This is a genomic window from Geotalea uraniireducens (genome assembly GCF_027943965.1).
In the GTDB taxonomy this organism is placed as follows: Bacteria; Desulfobacterota; Desulfuromonadia; order Geobacterales; family Geobacteraceae; genus Geobacter; species Geobacter uraniireducens.
Map to the genome: position 1 here is coordinate 293,520 of NZ_AP027151.1, position 19,301 is coordinate 312,820.

Sequence of the window (19,301 nt, forward strand, 5' to 3'; positions counted from 1 at the left end):
TTAATTTTATGCCTTTATCTGCAATTGGAAAGGTTAAGTCCGTGAATTTTATGAAATTCTTCCGCACTGCCGTTTTCAGGTGCCTAACCGGATGTCTCATAATCGCGTCTCTCCTTTCCACTCCCGCCTTTGCCGTTAATTCAGAAGATTCCCAGATTTTTATCGCTGGCTTCAATGCCTACCAGAAAAAGGACTTTCCTACTGCCATTGAGAAGATGAAAACGGTGCTCGATAAATATCCCGATACGCCGCTCCGGGATATGGCCATCTTCTGGCTGGCGCGGGCAAATTTCAAAGCGGGCTACGAACGAGATGCTGCAAAGTATATGTCGCAGTTTTTCAAAGAGTATCCCGATAGCCCGCTCAAGGGGACCGTTGAAGACGATTTGCTGAACCTTGTGGCTCGATACGATAAGGGCGAACAGCTGCCGGTGATGGCGAAGCGGACTGGGGTTGAGGCGGTAGCGGCTGAACAGGCTGCCGCCAAAAAAGCGTTGGCGGAAAAAACTGCTTTGGCGCGACAAGCTGCTGAAGCGGCCGCCAGGGAAAAGGTTGCCGCAGAACAAGCGGCGGTCCAGAAGGCTGCAGCGGAGAAAGCTGCCACCGAGAAAGCTGCGCAAGAGAAGCTGGCGGCAGAGAAAGCTGCTGCCGACAAGGCAGCGCAGGAGAAGCTGGCAGCAGAGAAAGCCGTCGCCGAGCAGGCCGCCCAAGAGAAGTTGGCGGCAGAGAAAGCTGCTGCCGACAAGGCCGCCCAAGAGAAGCTGGCGGCAGAGAAAGCTGCTGCCGACAAGGCCGCCCAAGAGAAGCTGGCGGCAGAGAAAGCTGCTGCCGACAAGGCAGCGCAGGAGAAGCTGGCGGCAGAGAAAGCTTCTGCCGACAAGGCAGCGCAGGAGAAGCTGGCAGCAGAGAAAGCTGCCGCCGAGCAGGCTGCGCAAGAGAAGCTGGCGGCGGAGAAAGCTGCCGCCGAGCAGGCCGCCCAAGAGAAGCTGGCAGCGGAGAAAGCTTCTGCCGACAAGGCAGCGCAGGAGAAGCTGGCAGCGGAGAAAGCCGTCGCCGAGAAAGCTGCGCAAGAGAAGCTGGCAGCAGAGAAAGCTGCCGCCGAGCAGGCAGCGCAAGAGAAGCTGGCAGCGGAGAAAGCTGTTGCCGACAAGGCCGCACAAGAGAAGCTGACAGCAGAGAAAGCCGCGCAGGAGAAGGCTGCGGCTGAGCAACTGGCGGCACAGAAAGCGGCGACTGAGAAGGCTGCCGCCGAAAAGCTGGCAACCGAGCTTCGTACCTCAGAGGCTGCGGCTTCAGCAAAAGCCTCAGCCGAGATGGCCGCACGTGAGCAGGCTGCGCGGGGAAAGGCCGCTCGCAGCTCTTCCAATGAGGATGTGGTCCGCCGGAATGCCCTCCGGGAAAAGGCCATTGCGGAGTACAAGTCGCTGATCGACCGGTTCCCCGGAACACGTGCTGCAGCGGCAGCAGTGGCCAAGCTGCAAGAGCTCGGTATCGCCTATCCCGAGGCAGTGAAGGGGGAAGCGGCGGCAAAAGTGGTTCCTTTGGAGAAAAACGCCCGCATTTTGTCCCTCGAAGTCGGTCAGTATGCCGATGTGGACCTCTCGCTTCTGCCGACCGGCGAAGCTATGGAAGTAGGTAAACGTCATGAGCTGTCCTTCGAGGTTGTTAATCGGGGGAACGGGCCGGACAGCTTTTTCCTCGAGTCCGGGTTCCCGCCGGAGTTCAATGCCCAGTTTGCCGATGCGGCAAAGAAGGAAGTCCCGATCAACCTGACCCCTGTTCTGGCGCCGGGTGAACGGTTTCGGGGCGTCCTCTCCTTTACGGTGCCTCGCGAATACATCGACGGACAGAAAATCATTTATCCGATCAAGGTGGCTTCCCGGGTTGATCGCGATGCCTCGCAGGCGCGGGATATATTCCTGACGGCTTCAGCACCCCTGCTGCGAGCCGTCGTCAAGACTGACAAGACCGAAATACTTCCCGGGCAAAAGGTCGTTTACCGGATTGCGCTCCTGAACATCGGTACGGCAGCGGCCCAAGGGGTGACACTACGACTGAACTACCCGCCGCAATACGAACCGGTCGGCTATCTGGACGGCGGCTTCAAGCAAGAGATGAAGGCGGCCCTGGTCATTGACGGCATGCGGCTGGCCTCTGGCGAGAGCCGGGAGTTCGAGGTGGCCTTCCAGTTGAAAGAAGAGGCCCTTGCACAACAGGAACTGTACTTGCGGGCCGATGTGGTGAACAATGAACTGCAAACCCGGGATTCATTCCTGTCGGTTGCCTCGCTCGTCCAGGCTGTCAGCGGGGTTGCGGTCAGGACGAATAGCGACAAGCTGGTCGTTATTCCCGGTCAGCCGGTTTCGGTCCCCTTGATTGTTACCAATACCGGTAATGTGCGGGAAGACTTCCTCATTAAAACAACGCTGCCGCCCAACATCAGCTACACCTTGTACCAGGACCTGAATCGTGACGGGATCCGCCAGAGCAACGAGCCGATCATCAACCATGTCGGCCCACTGGCCCCCAAAGAAGAATCCTATGTGATTCTCGACCTCTCGACCCCAAACACCGAGTCGGACGGCACGAATGTCAATGTATCGCTCTCCTTTGAGCCGGAGAGCGACAGGGCCCATGGCAGCGCGACGATGATAGCCCTGCGTTTCTCGCGGCCGGTGATCGATCTGGTGATGAACGGTAAAGGGGGGAGGTTGAAGCCGGGTGAGGTCTCCTCGTTCGAGCTGAACTTTGCCAACCGCGGTTCGAGCATGGCCAAGATGGTTGAGCTGCAGAGCTTCCTGCCAACGGACCTCGAACTGGTCGCTTCGGACCCGCCGTTCATTCGCGGGACCAGTGGCGATTACCGCTGGAAGTTTGACGAACTGGGGGCTGGCGAGAAGCGGGCAATCAAGGTGACATTCCGGGTTCGGACCGGAACGGCGGTCGGGACGAATATTCAGGTGAAAAATATTCTGAAGTATCAGGATCAGCTCGGGAACAGGTACTGATATGAGCGGAAAACTCAGGTATTACATGTCGTCACTGATACTCACCCTTGCGCTCGGCGGTCAGGCCTACGGCGGCGACTATCTGCTCTATGCCCCGGAACCTTCTCAGGGCAAAAAGCCGGCCAGCCCTGAAGAAGGGGTGCTTGTGCAAAGCATTACCATCGAGAAAGGCGACACCCTTTATTCGTTGTCGCGCAAGTATAACGGTCGGGGCGGCTACTATCCACAGATTCTGTTGTTCAACGAGATCAAGAATCCCAATCTGATCTATGCCGGGAACAGCCTGCTGGTGCCGGTAGCGCCGGCAGAGGGTAGGCAGACGGTGCAACCGCGGAAAGCCGCCAGTGCTGCCGAAGCGGCGAAACGGCCTCGGTCGCATGCCGGGAGGAAATTGGGACGGAAAGACGCCGGAACAGCCAAGGCCCCGAAGACGGTGACAACGGTTGCTCCGCCGGCAAGCCGTGCCGGAGTGTCGCCGTCGCCAGTGCGGCAGTCTGTGCCGGCCCGCCCCGCTGAACCACCGAAGAAAGCGGCGCAGCGGGAACAGACTCTCTACGAACAGGGGATCGAAGCATACAAAACGGGGAACTACCGGCAGTCGCTCGAAGCTTTCGACCTCTTTCTGCAGCGCTATCCCGATTCGCCGCTTGTCCCGGACGTCTCGCTCTATCGAGCCGACACCATGCTGAAACTGTCGAATCAGCAATAACAAAGGGGGCGATGATCATCGCCCCCTTTGTTATTGCTGCCTGATTGCGTCGCCCTCCTCGGGCCTTGTCTGTCCCATTCCCGCTTGGTCGAAAATCTATCCAACTCTTGCAGATGCTAACTGCGGCAGTCTTCACATGTCATGATCTGCGACTGCTGTCTCTCCTGTATCGCTGGCACAAGTGATGGTGAAAAGTCAGTTACGGTTTGTCGGGGCTCCATTTGAGCAATTCGGCAAATAACGGCTCGGCTGGCTGGGAGGTGATCAGCAGCCTACCGGGCGAGGGCACCTTGCGGGTTACCTTGAATCCGGTAAGAGTAATCGAATATCGGCCGTAGGGGAACTGCAGCGTCCCTTGGGTATGCGGGTAGTCGAGAGCGGTCAGGACGGTATCAATTGTGGTCCCGTACGTACTGTTGGCGGCAAAGTGGATGATGGTGTAGCCATCGAGCTGCAGGAGCCGTAACAACGTGTAGTTGTACGAATCGCTATCGTCGCAGCTAAGGATGAATCGTTTTCCCCCATTCTCAAAGAATCCTTCGACCCGGATGCTGAAACGACTGTCGGACAACGATCCGGAGACGATGCGGTTTTTCTCCAGGCGAATCGACAAGGCGTCGAGGAGCGCCGCTGTCGTTTCACACGGTGCGCCTTGGGGAATGGTCTGTAAGTCGTAGCCTGGGTCGGTGGCTGCTTTTGCCGCTCCGGCGTCAAACTCGACGACCCGGTAACCGTTGCTCGCCAGATAATCTTGTAGCGGTTGCGGCATTGCCGGCACATTTTCGTCGATGCAGAGGTACACCGCTTCCGGGCCGCGGGTCGCTGCCGGCAGGGTCGTAACCCGGAAATCGAAGTACACCGTCAGCCGGGGATCGGAACCGAAATCAACTGTGACGTTGTTGTCGACCCGGGCAAATTCTGCGGTATGGAGAAGAGTGGCGAAAAAGTCCTTGACGCTTTCCTTGCCGCGGACGACCACCCGGGTATCCGGATAATTCACTGCCAGCAGGGCTTTCTCCTGTGCCGACAGCGCCCCGCTCAGATCGACAAGAATCCTGCCGCCGTCTGCTGCCAAGAGGAGCGGGAAACGGTCGGCGGGAAGTGTTTTACCGTTCAGGCTGATCGGCCGGATCTCACCCTGCCCGGGGACCAGCTCAGTCCAGGCGGTGATCAGACGGGACGCAAAGGACGGAAGTTGAACCGAGGTGGAAGGTTGCTCCTCCTTGGCTTGCGATGGCGGGGCCGGGGCCGCTGGCGGTGCGGTTGAAGGGCCCGGGGGGAGAGTCAGCACCTGTTTGGGAGGGGGGGGCGGCTCGGCCGGGGCTTGGACGTGTCGCGGTGGTTCCGGCTGTAATGCCGCCGCTGCCGATTTGTTCGACGCGGGAGGGCTCGGCTCGCTCGCATTAAGCTGGGAAACGGGTGTCTTTACCTTTGGTTGTCGTCGCGGGATCAGAATCGTTTGCCCGACTTCGAGGCGCTTGATATCGGCGAGATGATTGATTCTTTGAATTTCCGGCAGGAGTGCTTCGGCGGCGTTGTTCGACAGGCCGAAATCACGGATCAGGACCTTGAACAGAAAATCTCCCGGCTTGATCGTGTAGCGGGAATATCCCTCCTCGTCAGCGGGGGGAAGCTCTTTCTTTACGTGGCTGGCCGGTCGGGTCGCCGACCGCTTCTGGTGCCGGGCCGTTGGTGGGGCATTCTGCAGCTCCTGAAGGTCAAGCTCGAACTGAGAAGAGGCGCAAAAACTATTGGTACCGGCGGAAACGGCAATGATTCCCGTCAAGAGCAGGGTGCTGGCGAACGTGGTTGGGCGTTTGATCATGATACCGTCCCGGAAGAAAATTGCTGCTACTGGAAATAAACGACAAAGGCCCGAACGGCCCGCTGGGGACCATTACGGTAGACGACAACGCGTGCTCCCGACGTGACGGTCCCCTTTTCGATCAAAAATCCGCTGGATTGCTGCCGGTCAGTAACCGAGATACGATCATCTCCCGTCATCTGCCGCAGCGAACCGCGCATGAACGATTCCGGAATGCCAAGGCCACTCCGGTCGATTGCCTGGATCGCCTTGATCGTCCCGTTGGTGCGATAAACCCGGAATTCGGTTCTGGTTCCATGGTACCGCTCCCAGCCCGGGTGTTTTGCGGCATAGGTTTTGTCGACCCGCTGCCGGGGGATGAACGCAGGTAACGTGGTCAGCCCGCCAGTTGCCGGCTGGGTCGTTGGCGCCGGCGCTTTTGGTGTGGGGGGCGAGGGCAGTGTTGCGGCAGAACCTGGCGCCGGAGTGGCTTTGGCGGTTGGGCCGCCATTTGCCGGTACGGGGGGGGGCGGCGGTTTGACCGTTGCCTGTTTGGGAAGCGTTGCCAGCGGTGCAGTCGAGGGCTTGTTCGGCGAACCGACGAAAAAGAAACCGATACCGATGATGGCCACTGCTGCGATACCGACTAGGGCTGCCCGATACCGCAGGATGCTGGCCTGACGTTTTGGTTGCCGGGAGGCAGGGGAAGCCATGTGGCGTGCCGTGGCTGAGTGCCCGGCGCTTTCTTCGGCAAGGTGCTCTTCGATTTCAGTGAGCGGCACCGGTTGGGGCGCCTGCTCAAGAGCCGACTGGAGCTGCTGGTCGAACGGCGTGGCGGCCGGTGGCGATGGCGACGTGTCATTGGCCGTCGCCACAGAATCGCTGATGAATGACGGGCCGGATAGCTCAACCAGGTTGCTCTCAGGTTCCGGCTCTTTGCTTGGCAGCGGTGCAGATGGTGTGTCGACCGGCATTTCAGCTGACGGCGCCAGGGGGGCCTCGATGGCGCCGTCAGCAGCTTCACTCCCGGCGATGATCCCGATGATTGCCGATGTCAGCTCTTCATCGCTCAAAGAAACATCCAAAGCTGTGGCAAGGGAATTGTCAACGGACGAATCGCCGGCTTCGCAGAACAGCGTAACGCGCGGCCGACCCGCTGCCGTTTCGGCCAAGAGGTGGCGGACGATAATTTCGCCGGACAGCCCTGACAGATGGTTCTGGATGAAGAGCAGGGCGGGGGGGCGTTCGCTGATGTCTTGGATTCCCTGGCGGAGAGAACGGGAAATGCGCAGGTCAATCTGCGGGTAATCCTTCGTGAAATCGAAGAGCCGTTCGAGCCGGTTTTGATCGGCTATGAGGAGAATAGTGACCACAAATGCCCCATTATCCGGTAAATAGCAGTGTGGCGTATTCTATGTGACGGAACGCCGATAATCAATAACAAAGAAGAGCCGGAAAAAGAGGGGGCGGGGCGTATTTGCCGGGTAACTGCCCATCGCACCAGAGATTGCGAGAGTTGATCCCTGGTAAGCAGCGGAACTGTCGGCTACGAGGCCGTCAGGCGGGAGCCGGTTCGCCGACGGCTGCCGATGGGCTGGCCGGCGGCCCGAGCAATTCTTCCCGTACCTGCTCAAGTCCGCGCTGTTCGATGAGCCGGCCGAGCCGCTGTTCGCTACCCGACTGCTTATACCAGTCGATGATCCGGGCGATGATTGCCAGGACTTCGTCGTCGCTGCCGACATTGTCCACCAGCATGTCGGCGAGTCGGGGCCTTGCCCCTGCATTCCCGCCAATATAGATCCGCCAGCCTTTCGGGGTTCCCATGATGCCGATGTCCTTTACCGCGACCTCGGCGCAGGAGAGCATACATCCCGAGACGCCCATCTTCATCTTGTTGGGGAGTTCCATGGCGTGATAGAGCCGATCTATTTTCAGGCCGAGCGCCGCCGAATCTTGAATGCCGCGTTTGCACCAGGTGGTGCCGGGGCAGATCTTTATGCTGCGAACACAGAGGCCGATTGCCGCTCCCGGCTGCTGCGCCAGTTCGGCCCAGAGGGGGTCGATGTTCGCCTCTTCGATCCCAAACAGGGCGATGCGCTGGGCCGAGGTAAGTTTCAGCGCCCTGGCGCCATATTTGTCAGCCACATCGCACAGCTTGCGCAACGTGGCGGTATCGGTGAAGCCGCCGGGAATATGGGGGGCAACGGCGTAAGTTTCACGGTCCCGCTGCAGGATTGCCCCTTTACTTGGAATATCTTTCTTCATGGACCTTCCTCCGCTGATTAAGCCTGGACTAGTGGTAGCATATTTTCCCCGGCAAATAAAGAGCGGACGACGTAGACGGGGAACAGGGCCGGGGCAAAGGCTATTGCTGTTCGGCGAGCGCCGAGTCCCGCTCGACGGTACGGCAACTGAGAAAGGAAAAGGCGGCGGCAACGAGGATGGCGAGCGGAGCGACCATTAGCGAATTTTGTAATCCCCACCGGTCAGACAGCCAGCCGATGATGGTCGGAGAAATGGCATCGCCCAGGGCGTGAATGAAAAAGATGTTGACGGCGAAGGCCATCGAGCGGATGGCGGAGGGGGAGACATTGACGATGACCGTATTCAACGGGCCGGTATTGAGGAAGAGAAAGAACTCTGCCAAGGCGATTGCCGTCAGGCAGAGGGGGAGGGACGGCGCGAGAATGGCGATGGCCGCGAACGGTGTGCCGAGCAGAAATCCCCAGCCGGACACCAGCAGGTATCCCTTGCCGCTGCGCTGCTGCAGACGATCGCCGAGCCAGCCCCCGGAAAGAGTGCCGGCGATGCCCGTTATGACGGTAATTGCGCCGAACAGGGTGTTTCCTTTGGCGACGCTCAGGCCGTGGATGCGGTTGAGAAACGACGGCAGCCATTGTGCAAGTCCGCCGAGGGCAAAGGTCATCGCGGCCATGGCCAGCGTGCCGTTGATGAACGAACGGTTGCCGAGCAGATCCGCATAGCGGCGGGTCGGAGAGACTGCGCTGTTCTGGTCGCCGATTGTGCGTGGCGGGTCCCGGAGCAGCCAGACCGGGATGGCCAGCAGCAGTCCCGGGGTACCGACGATCAGGAAGGAGGCATGCCAGCCCCACGTCTGGCCGATAATCCCGCCCAGCAAATAGCCGAGGGCACTGCCGACCGGAATGGCAAGGAAGAACAGGGCAAGAATCCTTCCACGCCGCTCCTTGGGAAAGTAGTCAGCCAACAGGCCGGGAGAGACGGTGCCGAAGCTTGCTTCCCCGATCCCGACGACGGTTCGGGCAGCCAGCAAGCCGTGGTAGGTACCGGCAATTCCGGCGAGGGCTGTAGCGGCGCTCCATACGGCCACGCCAAAGGAACAAAGCCGGGTCCGTTGCCAGCGGTCGCCGATCCAGCCGAGGAGCGGGGCCGAAACCATGTAGCAGAGCATGAAGGCGCTGCCGAGAAAGCCGAGGGCCGTATCCGAGAGGTGTAGCTCGGCTTTCAGTAGCGGAAAGATGGCGTAGAGGACCTGGCGATCGATGTAGTTCAGCAGGTTGATCGCGAGCAACAGGGTCAGGGCGGCGGTGGACGCGGCGCTGTTGCCGCCTGGCGCAGATGGCGAACTTGTCACGAGGCTCCCTCCGCCGGGGCGGACAGGGACGTGCCGGTTGCTCCGTCAATCAATGTGCCGATCCGCAGGTGGTCTTCTTCGGAAAGGTGGATGAATTCGAGGCCGAATCCTTCGGGAAGGCTCCGCTTGATTCGTCGGGCGCCACGATTGAGCCAGGCGACCCGGCCGAATACTTCCACCAGGTGTCCGTCGGGAAGCACAAAGCCGAGGCGGAGTTGTTCGCCGACCTCGATGTTGCAGCGGGACGAAAGGAATATCCCGCTGGTGCTGAGCTCTTCAACCGTGCCATAGTGGCTCGCCCCGCCTTGCCTGAAGACGGCGACTGCCTGCAAGGGAATCCGGGGCGTGCGGCGGTCGATGGCCGGCAGGAAGCGACGGCCGGATTCGAGAAACTGCCGCCGGTCGAGCGGCTTGGTGATGACCCCGTTGCAACCGGCCAGCTCACAGGCGTGTCGATCATCGTCCTTTCCCTCCCCAACGACCATGATCAGCGGAGTGTCGTGCAGTGCCGGATCACGCTTGAATTCCCGACACCAGGCAGCGCCGTCGCCTTCCGGCATGCGGTAGTCCAGATAAATGAGATGGGGACGTTCGATTCGGGCAATCCGCAGACCTTCACTGGCACTGGTGGCGGTCAGGGCCCTTATCTGAGAATCCTTGAGATATTCGCAGGCTACAGCGAGGAAAAACTTCTCGTCGTCGACGAGCAGGATGCGTGGATCGTCCATGATCGCTCCGGGTGGGATTATTTCAGGGCAAGTTCCTGGTCTTCGAGCCGTTTGATTCGGTCGCGGAGCGCTGCCGCCTTTTCGAAGTCAAGATTCTTGGCGCAGGCCAGCATTTCCTTGCGCAGCGTCTTGACCAGCTTCGGAATGTCGGCGGGTGGCACATACTCTTCTTCTGCATCGCCAACCGTGGGGACCGTATAGTAATCCCTTTCCTCGATTGATTCAAGGATTGACCGCAAGCCTTTCTTTACCGTCTGAGGCGTAATACCGTGCTCCTCGTTGAAGGCGAGTTGCAGCGCGCGACGACGTTTGGTCTCCTCGATGCAGGTCCGCATGGAATCGGTGACGGCATCGGCATACATGATCACCCGTCCTGCGGCGTTGCGGGCCGCGCGGCCGCAGGTCTGGATCAGCGAGCGGCTTGAGCGGAGGAAGCCTTCCTTGTCGGCGTCGAAAATTGCCACAAGCGATACTTCGGGGATGTCGAGCCCTTCCCGCAGCAGATTAATGCCGACCAGGACGTCGAATTCACCGATGCGCAGGTCCCTGATGATCTGCATTCGCTGGATGGTATCGATATCCGAATGAAGATAGCGAATCCTGATGCCCAGTTCCCGGTAGTAATCGGTCAAGTCTTCCGCCATCCTCTTGGTCAGCGTGGTGATCAGCAGGCGTTCGCCCTTGGCCACTGTGGCGCGGATTTCCTGCAGCAGGTCGTCGACCTGCCCCTGTGCCGGTCGCACTTCGATTTCAGGGTCAAGAAGCCCGGTCGGCCGGATGACCTGTTCGACAACTACGCCGCCGGCCTGCCGTAATTCAAAGTCGGCAGGGGTTGCCGAAACGTAAACCACCTGATTGAGGCGATCACTGAACTCTCTGAATGTCAGGGGGCGGTTGTCGAGAGCCGCTGGGAGCCGGAAACCATAGTTGACGAGAGTCTCCTTACGGCTCCGGTCGCCGCGGTACATACCGCCGACCTGCGAGACGGTGATGTGCGATTCGTCGACGAACAGCAGAAAATCACGCGGGAAATAGTCGAGCAGGGTGTAGGGAGGGTCGCCGGCGGCACGGCCGTCGAAATAACGCGAGTAATTCTCGATCCCTTGGCAGAATCCCATCTCTTCCATCATTTCAATGTCGAAGAAGGTCCGCTGTTCGAGCCGCTGGGCCTCCACCAACATGTTCTGCTCCCGAAACCAGCGGATGCGTTCTTCCAGGTCGAGCCGGATTTGTTCAATGGCGCGCTCGAGGGTTTCACGGGTAGCGACGTAGTGGGAGGCGGGATAGACGGCGCATTTTGTCAGCCGTTGCAGGACTGCGCCCCGGAGCGGATCGATTTCACTGATCCCTTCGACCTGGTCGCCGAAAAACTCGATGCGGATCGCCCGCTCGTCATCATGGGCCGGGAAAATTTCGACAATATCGCCCCGCACGCGAAAAGTCCCCCGGTGGAAATCGAGGTCATTCCGTTCGTATTGGATTTCCACCAGCTGACGAAGCAGGGTGTCGCGGCCGTACTCGTCTCCCTGGTGGAAGAAGATATGCATTGCCTGGTAGGCTTCGGGAGAGCCAATACCGTAGATGCACGAAACCGAAGCGACAATAATGACATCCCGTCTCGTCAGCAGGCTACGGGTGGCGGCATGGCGCAACTTGTCGATCTCGTCGTTGATCGAGGAGTCTTTCTCGATGTAGGTGTCGGAGGTGGGGATATAGGCTTCCGGCTGATAATAATCGTAATAGGAGACAAAATATTCGACGGCGTTTTCGGGGAACAGTTCCTTGAATTCACCGTAAAGCTGTGCCGCCAGGGTTTTGTTCGGCGCCAGCACCAGCGCGGGGCGGTTGGTCCCGGCAATGACGTTTGCCATGGTGAAGGTCTTGCCGGAGCCGGTAACGCCGAGGAGTACCTGGTGGCGGTCATTGCGCAGAACACCGTCGGTCAGCTCGGTGATTGCCGCCGGCTGGTCGCCGCGCGGCACATAGTCGCTTACCAGTCTGAAACGATCCATAGTGCGGATACTACCATGATCGGCAACCTATTGCACCGGCTAAAAGGAGCGTGACGGCCGGGTAATATCCCTATTTGGCCGAATTGGGGGTTTTGGGCGTCAGATTGAACTGGAGCCAGTACGAGCCGATCAGATGCAACGTTTCGCTGAGTTGCGTGAAATCGACCGGCTTGCGGATGTAGCTGTTGACGCCGAGATTGTAGCATTCGAGGATGTCCTGCTCCTCGTTTGACGAGGTAAACACGACGACCGGCAGCAGCCTGGTTTGCTGGTCCGCCCGGAGTTGCCGCAGGACTTCGAGCCCGTCCACTTTGGGGAGTTTGAGGTCGAGAAGCACCAGCTTTGGCATGAGGTGCAAGTCGCGCCCGGCGTGGGTACCGGTACCGAACAGGAAATCGAGCGCCTCGACCCCATCCCGTGCGACGGCCACTTCCGACGAGATATTATGTTTGCGCAAGGCGCGGAGGGTCAGCACTTCGTCGTCAGGGTTGTCTTCAACAAGGAGGATCAGTTTGTTGGGCATATCCGGTTCCTCGGCGTAGTGAGTGTTGGGCCAGCAGACGCATCGGTGGGCTGGCGGGCTATGGCGTCGAAGGTCCATCTGGACCGCCATTGGTTCATGGCAGCGCCGGATGCGCAACGAACGAGGGGTCAAAATGTGAATAAAACGTGACTATATCATATCATACCAAGAAAAAATTTGAACTGTTGAAGAAGGGCGGCGCTCCCGAGCGGCACCGATGTTGCTCTTGATTTTTAATGGTTCAGATGCAATACTCGGCAGTGAAACTTTGTGGGGAGGTCGCGCTATGTTTGGTATCGGCATGCCGGAATTGATCGTGATTCTAGTGATTGTTCTGGTGGTTTTCGGTGCGGGGAGGCTGCCGGAGATTGGTGGTGCTCTTGGCAAGAGTATCAGGAATTTTAAGAAAGCCTCCGAGGGGAAGGACGAGATTGAGATAAAACCGGAAAAGAAGGACGATACGAAAAAAGAGAACTGATGGGCAGGGGGGAGAAGCTGCTACCTCCCCCCGCATCTTCGCGGATGCTGCTAAACGGCCGCTGTGTCGGCCGTTTTCTTCCCGAAACGGTTATGCTACCGCTTCTTGGTCTTTTTGGCGGCCGACTTCTTTGCCGTGCTTTTCTTGGCGTGTGACGATTTTTTGCTGCTCTTCCCCTTTTTCCCTTTTTTCCCTTTGTGGCTTTTCTTGTGCCTCGCCGGTTCGGGAGAGAGTTCCTCTTTGATGTTGCTCAGCAGCACGGCGGTCTCTTCCAGCCCGGGATCAGCCTTCTTTGCCGCTTCGAGCGCTTCCTTCGCCTCGCTGATCTTGCCGGTCTTCAGATAGACCCTTCCCAGGGCATTAAATGCTTTGGCGTAATCGTTCTTCAGCTCGATCGCCTTCTTGTATTCGCCTTCGGCATTATCGTAATCCTTGTTGAATTCATAGATCAGCCCGAGCTTGTAGTGGCTAGCCGGGTCGTTCGGTGCCTGGGCGACGCCGTCCTTAAGCAGGGCAATCAAGTCGTCGTACCGTTTTCCTTTGACGTAGAGCGCCGTCAGAACATTTCGCGCTTCGGCGTCGTTGTTCTTGAGACGCAGAACTTCCCGATACTGTTTTTCCGCCTCGTCCATCTGGTTCGATTTGCGGTAGATGGCCGCCAGTTCCCGGTGGGCTTCCAGATTGTCCGGGTCAAGTTTCAAGGTGTCCTGGTAGGAGGCGATCGCTTCTTTGGGGTTTTTGGCGCTGGCGTAAATCCTCGCCAGTTTCAGATGCAGAAGGGGGTTGCTGCCGGCCCGGCGGAGGAGTTCCCGATACTGTTCGATGGCTTGGGCAAAACTGCCGCGAAGGGTGAAGATGTCTGCCAGCCGCCGCCGTGCGTCACCGTTTTCCGGAGAGAAGTGCAGAGCCTGCTTGTACTCGACGACCGCTTCGTCGATCATCCCCTTGCGCTCGTAGAGGACGCCGAGGTCATAGTGAATATCCCCGTTGCCGTCCTTGACCCTGATCAACTCTTTGTAAGAGTTGATGGCATCGTCATCCTGGCCCGCTGCCATCTGGGCGTCAGCCAGTTTGAGCAGTGCTTCGGGCCAGTCATGCTTCTCCGCCAGGGCGGCCCGGTACTCCTCAACCGCCTTCGGGTAATTTTTTGCCTTGGACAGCTCGTCACCACGGCGCAGATGCTCTTCAGGCAGGATGCCCCGCTGTTTGCCGGCAAGAAGGTATTCATAATCGGCCGCCTGGCGGTCACCCTTTTTTTCGTAGGTTTCCGCCAGCAGGAGATGAATCTGTTGGTTGTGCGGATTGGCAAGCTGGGCCTGCTTGAGTTCCTCAATGGCCTTGTCCAGTTTGCCGCTGCCGGCGTAGAGAGAGGCCAATCCCAGCCGGGCTTGCTCGGTGGCGGGATTTAGCTGGAGGGCCTTCCGGTATTCCTCTTCCGCCTCTGCCGGGCGCTTCATCGCCATGTACACCTCGGCAAGGTCGGCATGGATGCCGGGATTGTTCTCCTCTCCCTTGGCCGCCTCAGAATAGTGATAGATCGCCAGGGAATAAAGTTTGCGGTCGGTGAAGATCTTTGCCAAGCCACGGTGATAACGGGGAGCGGGATCTTCGGACAGGGCCTTGGTCAGTTCGACGACCGCTTCGTCATAGGAACCTTTGCGTACCAGCGCAAGGCCGAGGCTGCCGTGGGCCTGGGAAAAAGACGGGTCGAGCCGGAGAGCTTCCCGATAATTCTTGATCGCCGCATCGAGGCGGTTTTCCTTTTCATCGCGCATCGCTTGAACAAAAATGCCCGCGGCTCCATCCGGACAGTAATCGACGATGCGGTTGCCGAGAGCCTCTTTGTCGTTTTCATCATCCGAGAACAGCGATGGCACCATCTTTTTCGCCTCTCTGCAATCCCGGATTGCCGCGGGAGAGTTGCCAGCGGCAAGAATAACAGTTCCAAGGAGGGTTACTATGATAAGAGTCCTGAATTTACCCACGAAAATCCTCCCGAGTGGTTTGGGTCGATACCTGCGGCAGCAGGCGGGGGCCGGATGCTGTGAAGCGGGCTCATCAGCCGGGGTAACCTCTGTGGGGGCAACCGTCGGAAATGAGTTTTGTTGGGTTGGTGGTAGCTTGGACAATCCGCGGCGATGAAAGCTGGGTATCGGCAGCCAAGACCCCGCTCCTGTTCGGCAGCGGAGTGGCGCGGATGTATTCCGGCCGGGTAGCGACGAGCGGATTATACACGGGGGAAAGGCAAAATTCAATTTATAACCGTCCTTCCTGACTGGGGTTAGGGGGGGCTCATCCGCCGGCGGGCGGATTACCTTGACTTCGGTGGCAAAGATGATTAAATCATCACAAACTGAACCCGGTAAATGCTGTTGTTTACGCAATTCAGGCAACGTGTGGGTGTCTGGAGCCCGTGGAGGAGCTATGGCGTTGAGCCCGAAAGAGCCTCTCGACTGGTTGACGCTCTTGCAGCTTCAACTCGATGAGGTACTTGATTCCGTTATGCGGACTGGGCATGGCGATCGCTTCGGCGAGAGCGATTTCGTGCCGCCGGTCGATATTTATGAGACGTCTGATGCCTTTGCTGTGGAGTTTGAGCTTCCCGGCTACGACGAAACGGACCTCTCTTTGAGGCTCTGCTGCAACATCCTGATTGTCGAGGGGATTAAGCGGGAAGAGACGGGTGAGGGATTCAGCTATATCCGTCTCGAACGGCAATTCGGCCGTTTTTGTCGGACCGTCGAGGTGCCGCCGACCATGGATCTGACGGCGGTGAAGGCTTGGTACCGAAAGGGAGTATTGACGGTAACCTTCCCCCGCCTGTCGGACCGGAGCAAGATTATTCGCGAGATCCCGATTGAACAAGGAGAAGATATATGACTGAAAATAAACAGGACAGCAAGCCGGATACCAAGCAGGAAGGCGAAGAGCTGAAGATTCCCGACATCCTGCCGCTGTTGCCGGTTCGGGATGTGGTGGTCTATCCGTACATGATCCTGCCGCTTTTCGTGGGGCGGGAAATTTCCATTAACGCGGTCGATCAGGCGCTTTCCCGGGACAGGCTCATCTTCCTGGCTACCCAGAAGGAAATGGGCGACGAAGACCCGGCACCGGAGGGTATCTACACCGTCGGAACAGTTGCCATGATCATGCGGATGTTAAAGCTGCCCGACGGCCGGGTAAAGATTCTCGTCCAGGGGTTGGCCAAGGGACGGATCGAGGAATTTGTCGAGTCGAAGCCGTACTATTCCGTGCGGATCGAGCGGATTGTCGAGCCTTCTCCCCCCGAAGAGTCTCTAGAGGTCGAAGCGTTGATGCGCGCCGCTAAGGAGCAGCTGACCCAGATCGTCTCGCTCGGCAAGCCGATCTCGCCCGAAGTAATGGTAATTGTAGAAAATATGCAGGAACCGGGCAGCCTAGCCGACCTGATTGCGAGCAATATCGGCCTTAAGGTGGAGGACGCCCAGCGACTGCTGGAAATCATCGACCCGCTCGAGCGGCTGCAGAAGGTCAATGAGCTGCTCAACAAGGAGCATGAACTCCTCGACATGCAGGCGAAGATCCAGTCGGCTGCCAAGGAAGAGATGGGCAAGAGTCAGCGGGAGTATTTCCTGCGGGAACAATTGCGGGCGATTCAGCAGGAGTTGGGGGAAACCGACGGCCGGACGGAAGAAATCAATGAACTGCGCAAGGCGATCGAGCAGGCGAAGATGCCGCCGCTGGTGGAAAAAGAGGCATTGAAACAGCTCGGCCGGTTGGAGCAGATGCATCCCGATGCCGCGGAGGCCGGTATGCTCCGCACCTATCTCGACTGGCTGGTAGAGCTGCCGTGGGGAGTATCAACCCGCGATGTGCTCGATATCAAACGGGCGAAAAAAATTCTCGATGAGGATCACTATTATCTGGAGAAGATCAAGGACCGCATTCTGGAGTTCCTGGCGGTCCGTAAGCTGAAGAAAAAAATGAAGGGTCCAATCCTTTGCTTTGTCGGCCCGCCGGGGGTGGGGAAGACATCGTTGGGGAAATCGATTGCCCGGGCAATGGGACGGAAGTTCGTGCGGATGTCCCTCGGCGGCATGCGTGACGAGGCGGAAATTCGCGGCCATCGGCGGACCTATGTCGGGGCCCTGCCGGGCAGGATAATCCAGGGGCTCAAACAGGCCGGTTCAAACAACCCGGTCTTCATGCTCGACGAGCTTGACAAGCTCGGTGCCGATTTCCGCGGCGACCCCTCGTCAGCTCTGCTTGAAGTACTCGATCCGGAACAGAACCACATGTTCTCGGATCACTATATCAACCTGCCGTTTAACCTGTCGAACGTGATGTTCATTGCCACGGCCAACCAGATGGACACGATTCCCGGGCCGCTCCGCGACCGGATGGAAGTGATCACTCTGGCCGGGTATACCGAAGAGGAGAAGCTCGAAATAGCCAAACGCTACCTGATTCCCCGACAGACCAGCGAGAACGGAATCAGCGAAAAACAGATCGCATTTACTGACGAAGCTCTCAAGACGATTATCGCCAAATACACCCGGGAAGCCGGCTTGCGGAACCTTGAACGGGAGATCGGCAGTGTCTGTCGCAAGGTAGCACGGAAAGTGGCCGAAGGGGAGACGAAGCATTTCCGGATTACTCCGGCTTTGATCGGTAAATTGCTCGGGCCGGCCCGCTATCTTCGGGAAGTCGAGATGGAGAAAAATGAAGTGGGGATAGTTACCGGCCTCGCCTGGACGCCGGTCGGGGGCGAGGTACTCTTCGTCGAGGCCAGCATCATGAAAGGGAAAGGGGGGCTGACACTCACTGGCTATCTGGGAGATGTCATGAAGGAATCGGTCCAGGCAGCCCTTTCCTACATCCGCTCCCGGGCGAAGGAACTGCAGCTGGCTGAAGACTTTCTGAATGGGGCTGATATCCATGTCCATGTGCCGGCAGGGGCGATTCCCAAAGACGGCCCGTCGGCGGGTATTACCATGGCGACGGCACTGATCTCGGCGCTGACGAAGATTCCCGTCCGCAAAGATGTCGCCATGACCGGCGAAATTACCTTGCGGGGCAAGGTTCTGCCGATCGGCGGCCTGAAGGAAAAAATGCTGGCGGCAATCCGGGCCGGGATCAAGAAAATCGTTATTCCCGAGCAAAACCTCAAGGATCTGGAAGAGATCCCGAAGCATATTCTCAAGAAAGTCAGTGTTGTCCCGGCCAAGGTTATCGATGATGTCTGGTCGGTAGCGTTGGAGACGTTCCCGCCACCGCCGCCGGCTTCCAGAGAGGAACAGCCGGCGAAGACGAAAACTCCGCCGCGTCGTGGCGTGGGGAGTGCGCGCAAGGGAATTGTCGCTGGGGCCAAGAGTTGAAGCTGGGTGAAATCGGCGAATTCGGCTTTATCGGCAGGATTGCCGCCAGGATTGCCGAGGGGAAAGGGGTACGGGTCGGGATCGGTGACGATGCCGCCGTTACCGAGGTCCAACCGGGATATGTGCTGCTGACGACATCGGACATGCTTATCGAGCAAGTCCATTTCGATCTTGCCTTTACAGATCCCTACCGGCTCGGCAAAAAATCGCTGGCGGTCAACCTTTCCGATATCGCGGCCATGGGCGGGGAGCCCCGGCATTTTCTCCTGTCGCTGGCCATTCCCGTCGACCTGCCTCTCGAATTCCTCGACCGGTTCATCGAAGGGGTGCTGGCGATGGCGGACCAGTACGGCGTCATTCTGATCGGTGGAGATACCTGCAGGTCGTCGGCGGGGCTGGTTGTTTCAATCACGCTCCATGGCGAGCAGCTGCCGGACCGGGTCGTCTGCCGTGCCGGTGCCCGGCCGGGAGATGCGGTCTTCGTAACCGGAACGGTCGGTGACTCGGCGTTGGGGTTGGCGCAACTCCGACAGGGGGAAACCGCGGGGCCGGCTGTCGATCGGCATCTCGATCCCGTGCCGCGGGTCCGTGCCGGTATTGCCCTGGCGGAAGCCGGTTTCGCAACCGCCATGATCGATATCAGTGACGGGCTGCTGGCCGATCTGGGCCATATTGCCGAGCGCTCGGGGGTCGGTGCCCGGGTGGATGCGGAACAACTACCCATTTCCCCTTTCTTTCGCGCTGCCGCGTCCCGCCTTTCAACGGATCATCTCGCATTGGCCCTTGCCGGCGGCGAGGATTACGAGTTGCTGTTCACTGCTCCCGCTCCCCTCGAAGAACGAATTATCGACCTGATGGCGGCACTCGGCGTGATGTGCCGAAGGATCGGTACCATTACGGCCGCCGGCAGCGGCATCGTGGTGACCGGGGAAGGAGGGAGAACGCTGGCCGTTCCCCGGGCCGGTTTCAATCATTTCAGCGGGACCTGAGGTGACGGGCGGACCTCTTTGGTGGCTGGCGATACAGGTCGTCAGCCTTCCCCGGTGCGTGGAATAATTCTTGCTGTAAA

General features: G+C 58.7%; 14 protein-coding genes. 6 read left to right on the forward strand and 8 right to left on the reverse strand.

The annotated features are described in order from the left end of the window. Positions 1 to 41 precede the first annotated feature (41 nt). Both QMN23_RS01355 and QMN23_RS01360 read left to right on the forward strand, forming a co-directional pair. On the forward strand, positions 42 to 3,008 hold the full coding sequence (locus tag QMN23_RS01355) for a tetratricopeptide repeat protein (RefSeq protein WP_432613091.1): 2,967 nt from the start codon (positions 42 to 44) through the stop codon (positions 3,006 to 3,008). 1 nt (position 3,009) lies between these two features. Beyond that, the gene (locus QMN23_RS01360) at positions 3,010 to 3,717 is read left to right on the forward strand and encodes a LysM peptidoglycan-binding domain-containing protein (protein WP_282001318.1); all 708 of its coding nucleotides are present in this window, start codon (positions 3,010 to 3,012) and stop codon (positions 3,715 to 3,717) included. A 199-nt stretch (positions 3,718 to 3,916) separates the two neighbouring features. On the opposite strand, the gene QMN23_RS01365 is transcribed toward QMN23_RS01360, so the two are convergent. The 7 genes from QMN23_RS01365 to QMN23_RS01395 all read right to left on the reverse strand — a co-directional run bounded on the left by QMN23_RS01365 (position 3,917) and on the right by QMN23_RS01395 (position 12,397). Beyond that, the gene (locus QMN23_RS01365; RefSeq protein WP_282001320.1) at positions 3,917 to 5,542 is read right to left on the reverse strand and encodes a LysM peptidoglycan-binding domain-containing protein; all 1,626 of its coding nucleotides are present in this window, start codon (positions 5,540 to 5,542) and stop codon (positions 3,917 to 3,919) included. Between the two features lie 26 nt (positions 5,543 to 5,568). After that, positions 5,569 to 6,894, reverse strand: a complete 1,326-nt coding sequence (locus tag QMN23_RS01370) for a hypothetical protein (protein ID WP_282001321.1) — start codon at positions 6,892 to 6,894, stop codon at positions 5,569 to 5,571. A gap of 184 nt (positions 6,895 to 7,078) precedes the next feature. Next, positions 7,079 to 7,786 (reverse strand): NAD(P)/FAD-dependent oxidoreductase, encoded by a 708-nt coding sequence (locus tag QMN23_RS01375; RefSeq protein WP_282001322.1) that lies wholly within the window; start codon positions 7,784 to 7,786, stop codon positions 7,079 to 7,081. A 100-nt stretch (positions 7,787 to 7,886) separates the two neighbouring features. Next, positions 7,887 to 9,134 (reverse strand): spinster family MFS transporter, encoded by a 1,248-nt coding sequence (locus tag QMN23_RS01380; RefSeq protein ID WP_282001323.1) that lies wholly within the window; start codon positions 9,132 to 9,134, stop codon positions 7,887 to 7,889. Further along, positions 9,131 to 9,862: a response regulator gene (locus QMN23_RS01385; RefSeq protein ID WP_282001324.1), complete on the reverse strand. Its 732-nt coding sequence runs from the start codon at positions 9,860 to 9,862 to the stop codon at positions 9,131 to 9,133. Before QMN23_RS01385 ends, QMN23_RS01380 begins: the two co-directional genes overlap by 4 nt. A gap of 17 nt (positions 9,863 to 9,879) precedes the next feature. Next, positions 9,880 to 11,874 carry an excinuclease ABC subunit UvrB gene (gene uvrB, locus QMN23_RS01390; protein ID WP_282001325.1) on the reverse strand — a complete coding sequence of 665 codons (1,995 nt, stop codon included), beginning with the start codon at positions 11,872 to 11,874 and terminating at the stop codon, positions 9,880 to 9,882. Between the two features lie 70 nt (positions 11,875 to 11,944). Then, positions 11,945 to 12,397 (reverse strand): response regulator, encoded by a 453-nt coding sequence (locus tag QMN23_RS01395; protein WP_282001326.1) that lies wholly within the window; start codon positions 12,395 to 12,397, stop codon positions 11,945 to 11,947. Between the two features lie 286 nt (positions 12,398 to 12,683). Here QMN23_RS01395 and QMN23_RS01400 point away from each other — a divergent pair, with 286 nt between their 5' ends. Then, a complete protein-coding gene (locus QMN23_RS01400; RefSeq protein WP_282003788.1) occupies positions 12,684 to 12,875 on the forward strand; it encodes a twin-arginine translocase TatA/TatE family subunit in 192 nt (63 codons plus the stop codon). Between the two features lie 95 nt (positions 12,876 to 12,970). Here the strand turns inward: QMN23_RS01400 and QMN23_RS01405 are convergent, their stop codons facing one another. Continuing rightward, on the reverse strand, positions 12,971 to 14,755 hold the full coding sequence (locus QMN23_RS01405; protein WP_282001327.1) for a tetratricopeptide repeat protein: 1,785 nt from the start codon (positions 14,753 to 14,755) through the stop codon (positions 12,971 to 12,973). Positions 14,756 to 15,299: 544 nt separating this feature from the next. Here QMN23_RS01405 and QMN23_RS01410 point away from each other — a divergent pair. The 3 genes from QMN23_RS01410 to thiL are packed head-to-tail and all read left to right on the forward strand — an operon-like array spanning position 15,300 to position 19,221. Next, positions 15,300 to 15,755 carry an Hsp20/alpha crystallin family protein gene (locus tag QMN23_RS01410; RefSeq protein ID WP_282001328.1) on the forward strand — a complete coding sequence of 152 codons (456 nt, stop codon included), beginning with the start codon at positions 15,300 to 15,302 and terminating at the stop codon, positions 15,753 to 15,755. Beyond that, positions 15,752 to 18,232, forward strand: coding sequence for an endopeptidase La (lon, locus tag QMN23_RS01415; protein WP_282001329.1), 2,481 nt, complete (start codon positions 15,752 to 15,754; stop codon positions 18,230 to 18,232). The genes QMN23_RS01410 and lon overlap by 4 nt, the downstream gene beginning before the upstream one ends. Next, a complete protein-coding gene (thiL, locus tag QMN23_RS01420; protein WP_282001331.1) occupies positions 18,229 to 19,221 on the forward strand; it encodes a thiamine-phosphate kinase in 993 nt (330 codons plus the stop codon). Before lon ends, thiL begins: the two co-directional genes overlap by 4 nt. Positions 19,222 to 19,301 lie beyond the last annotated feature (80 nt).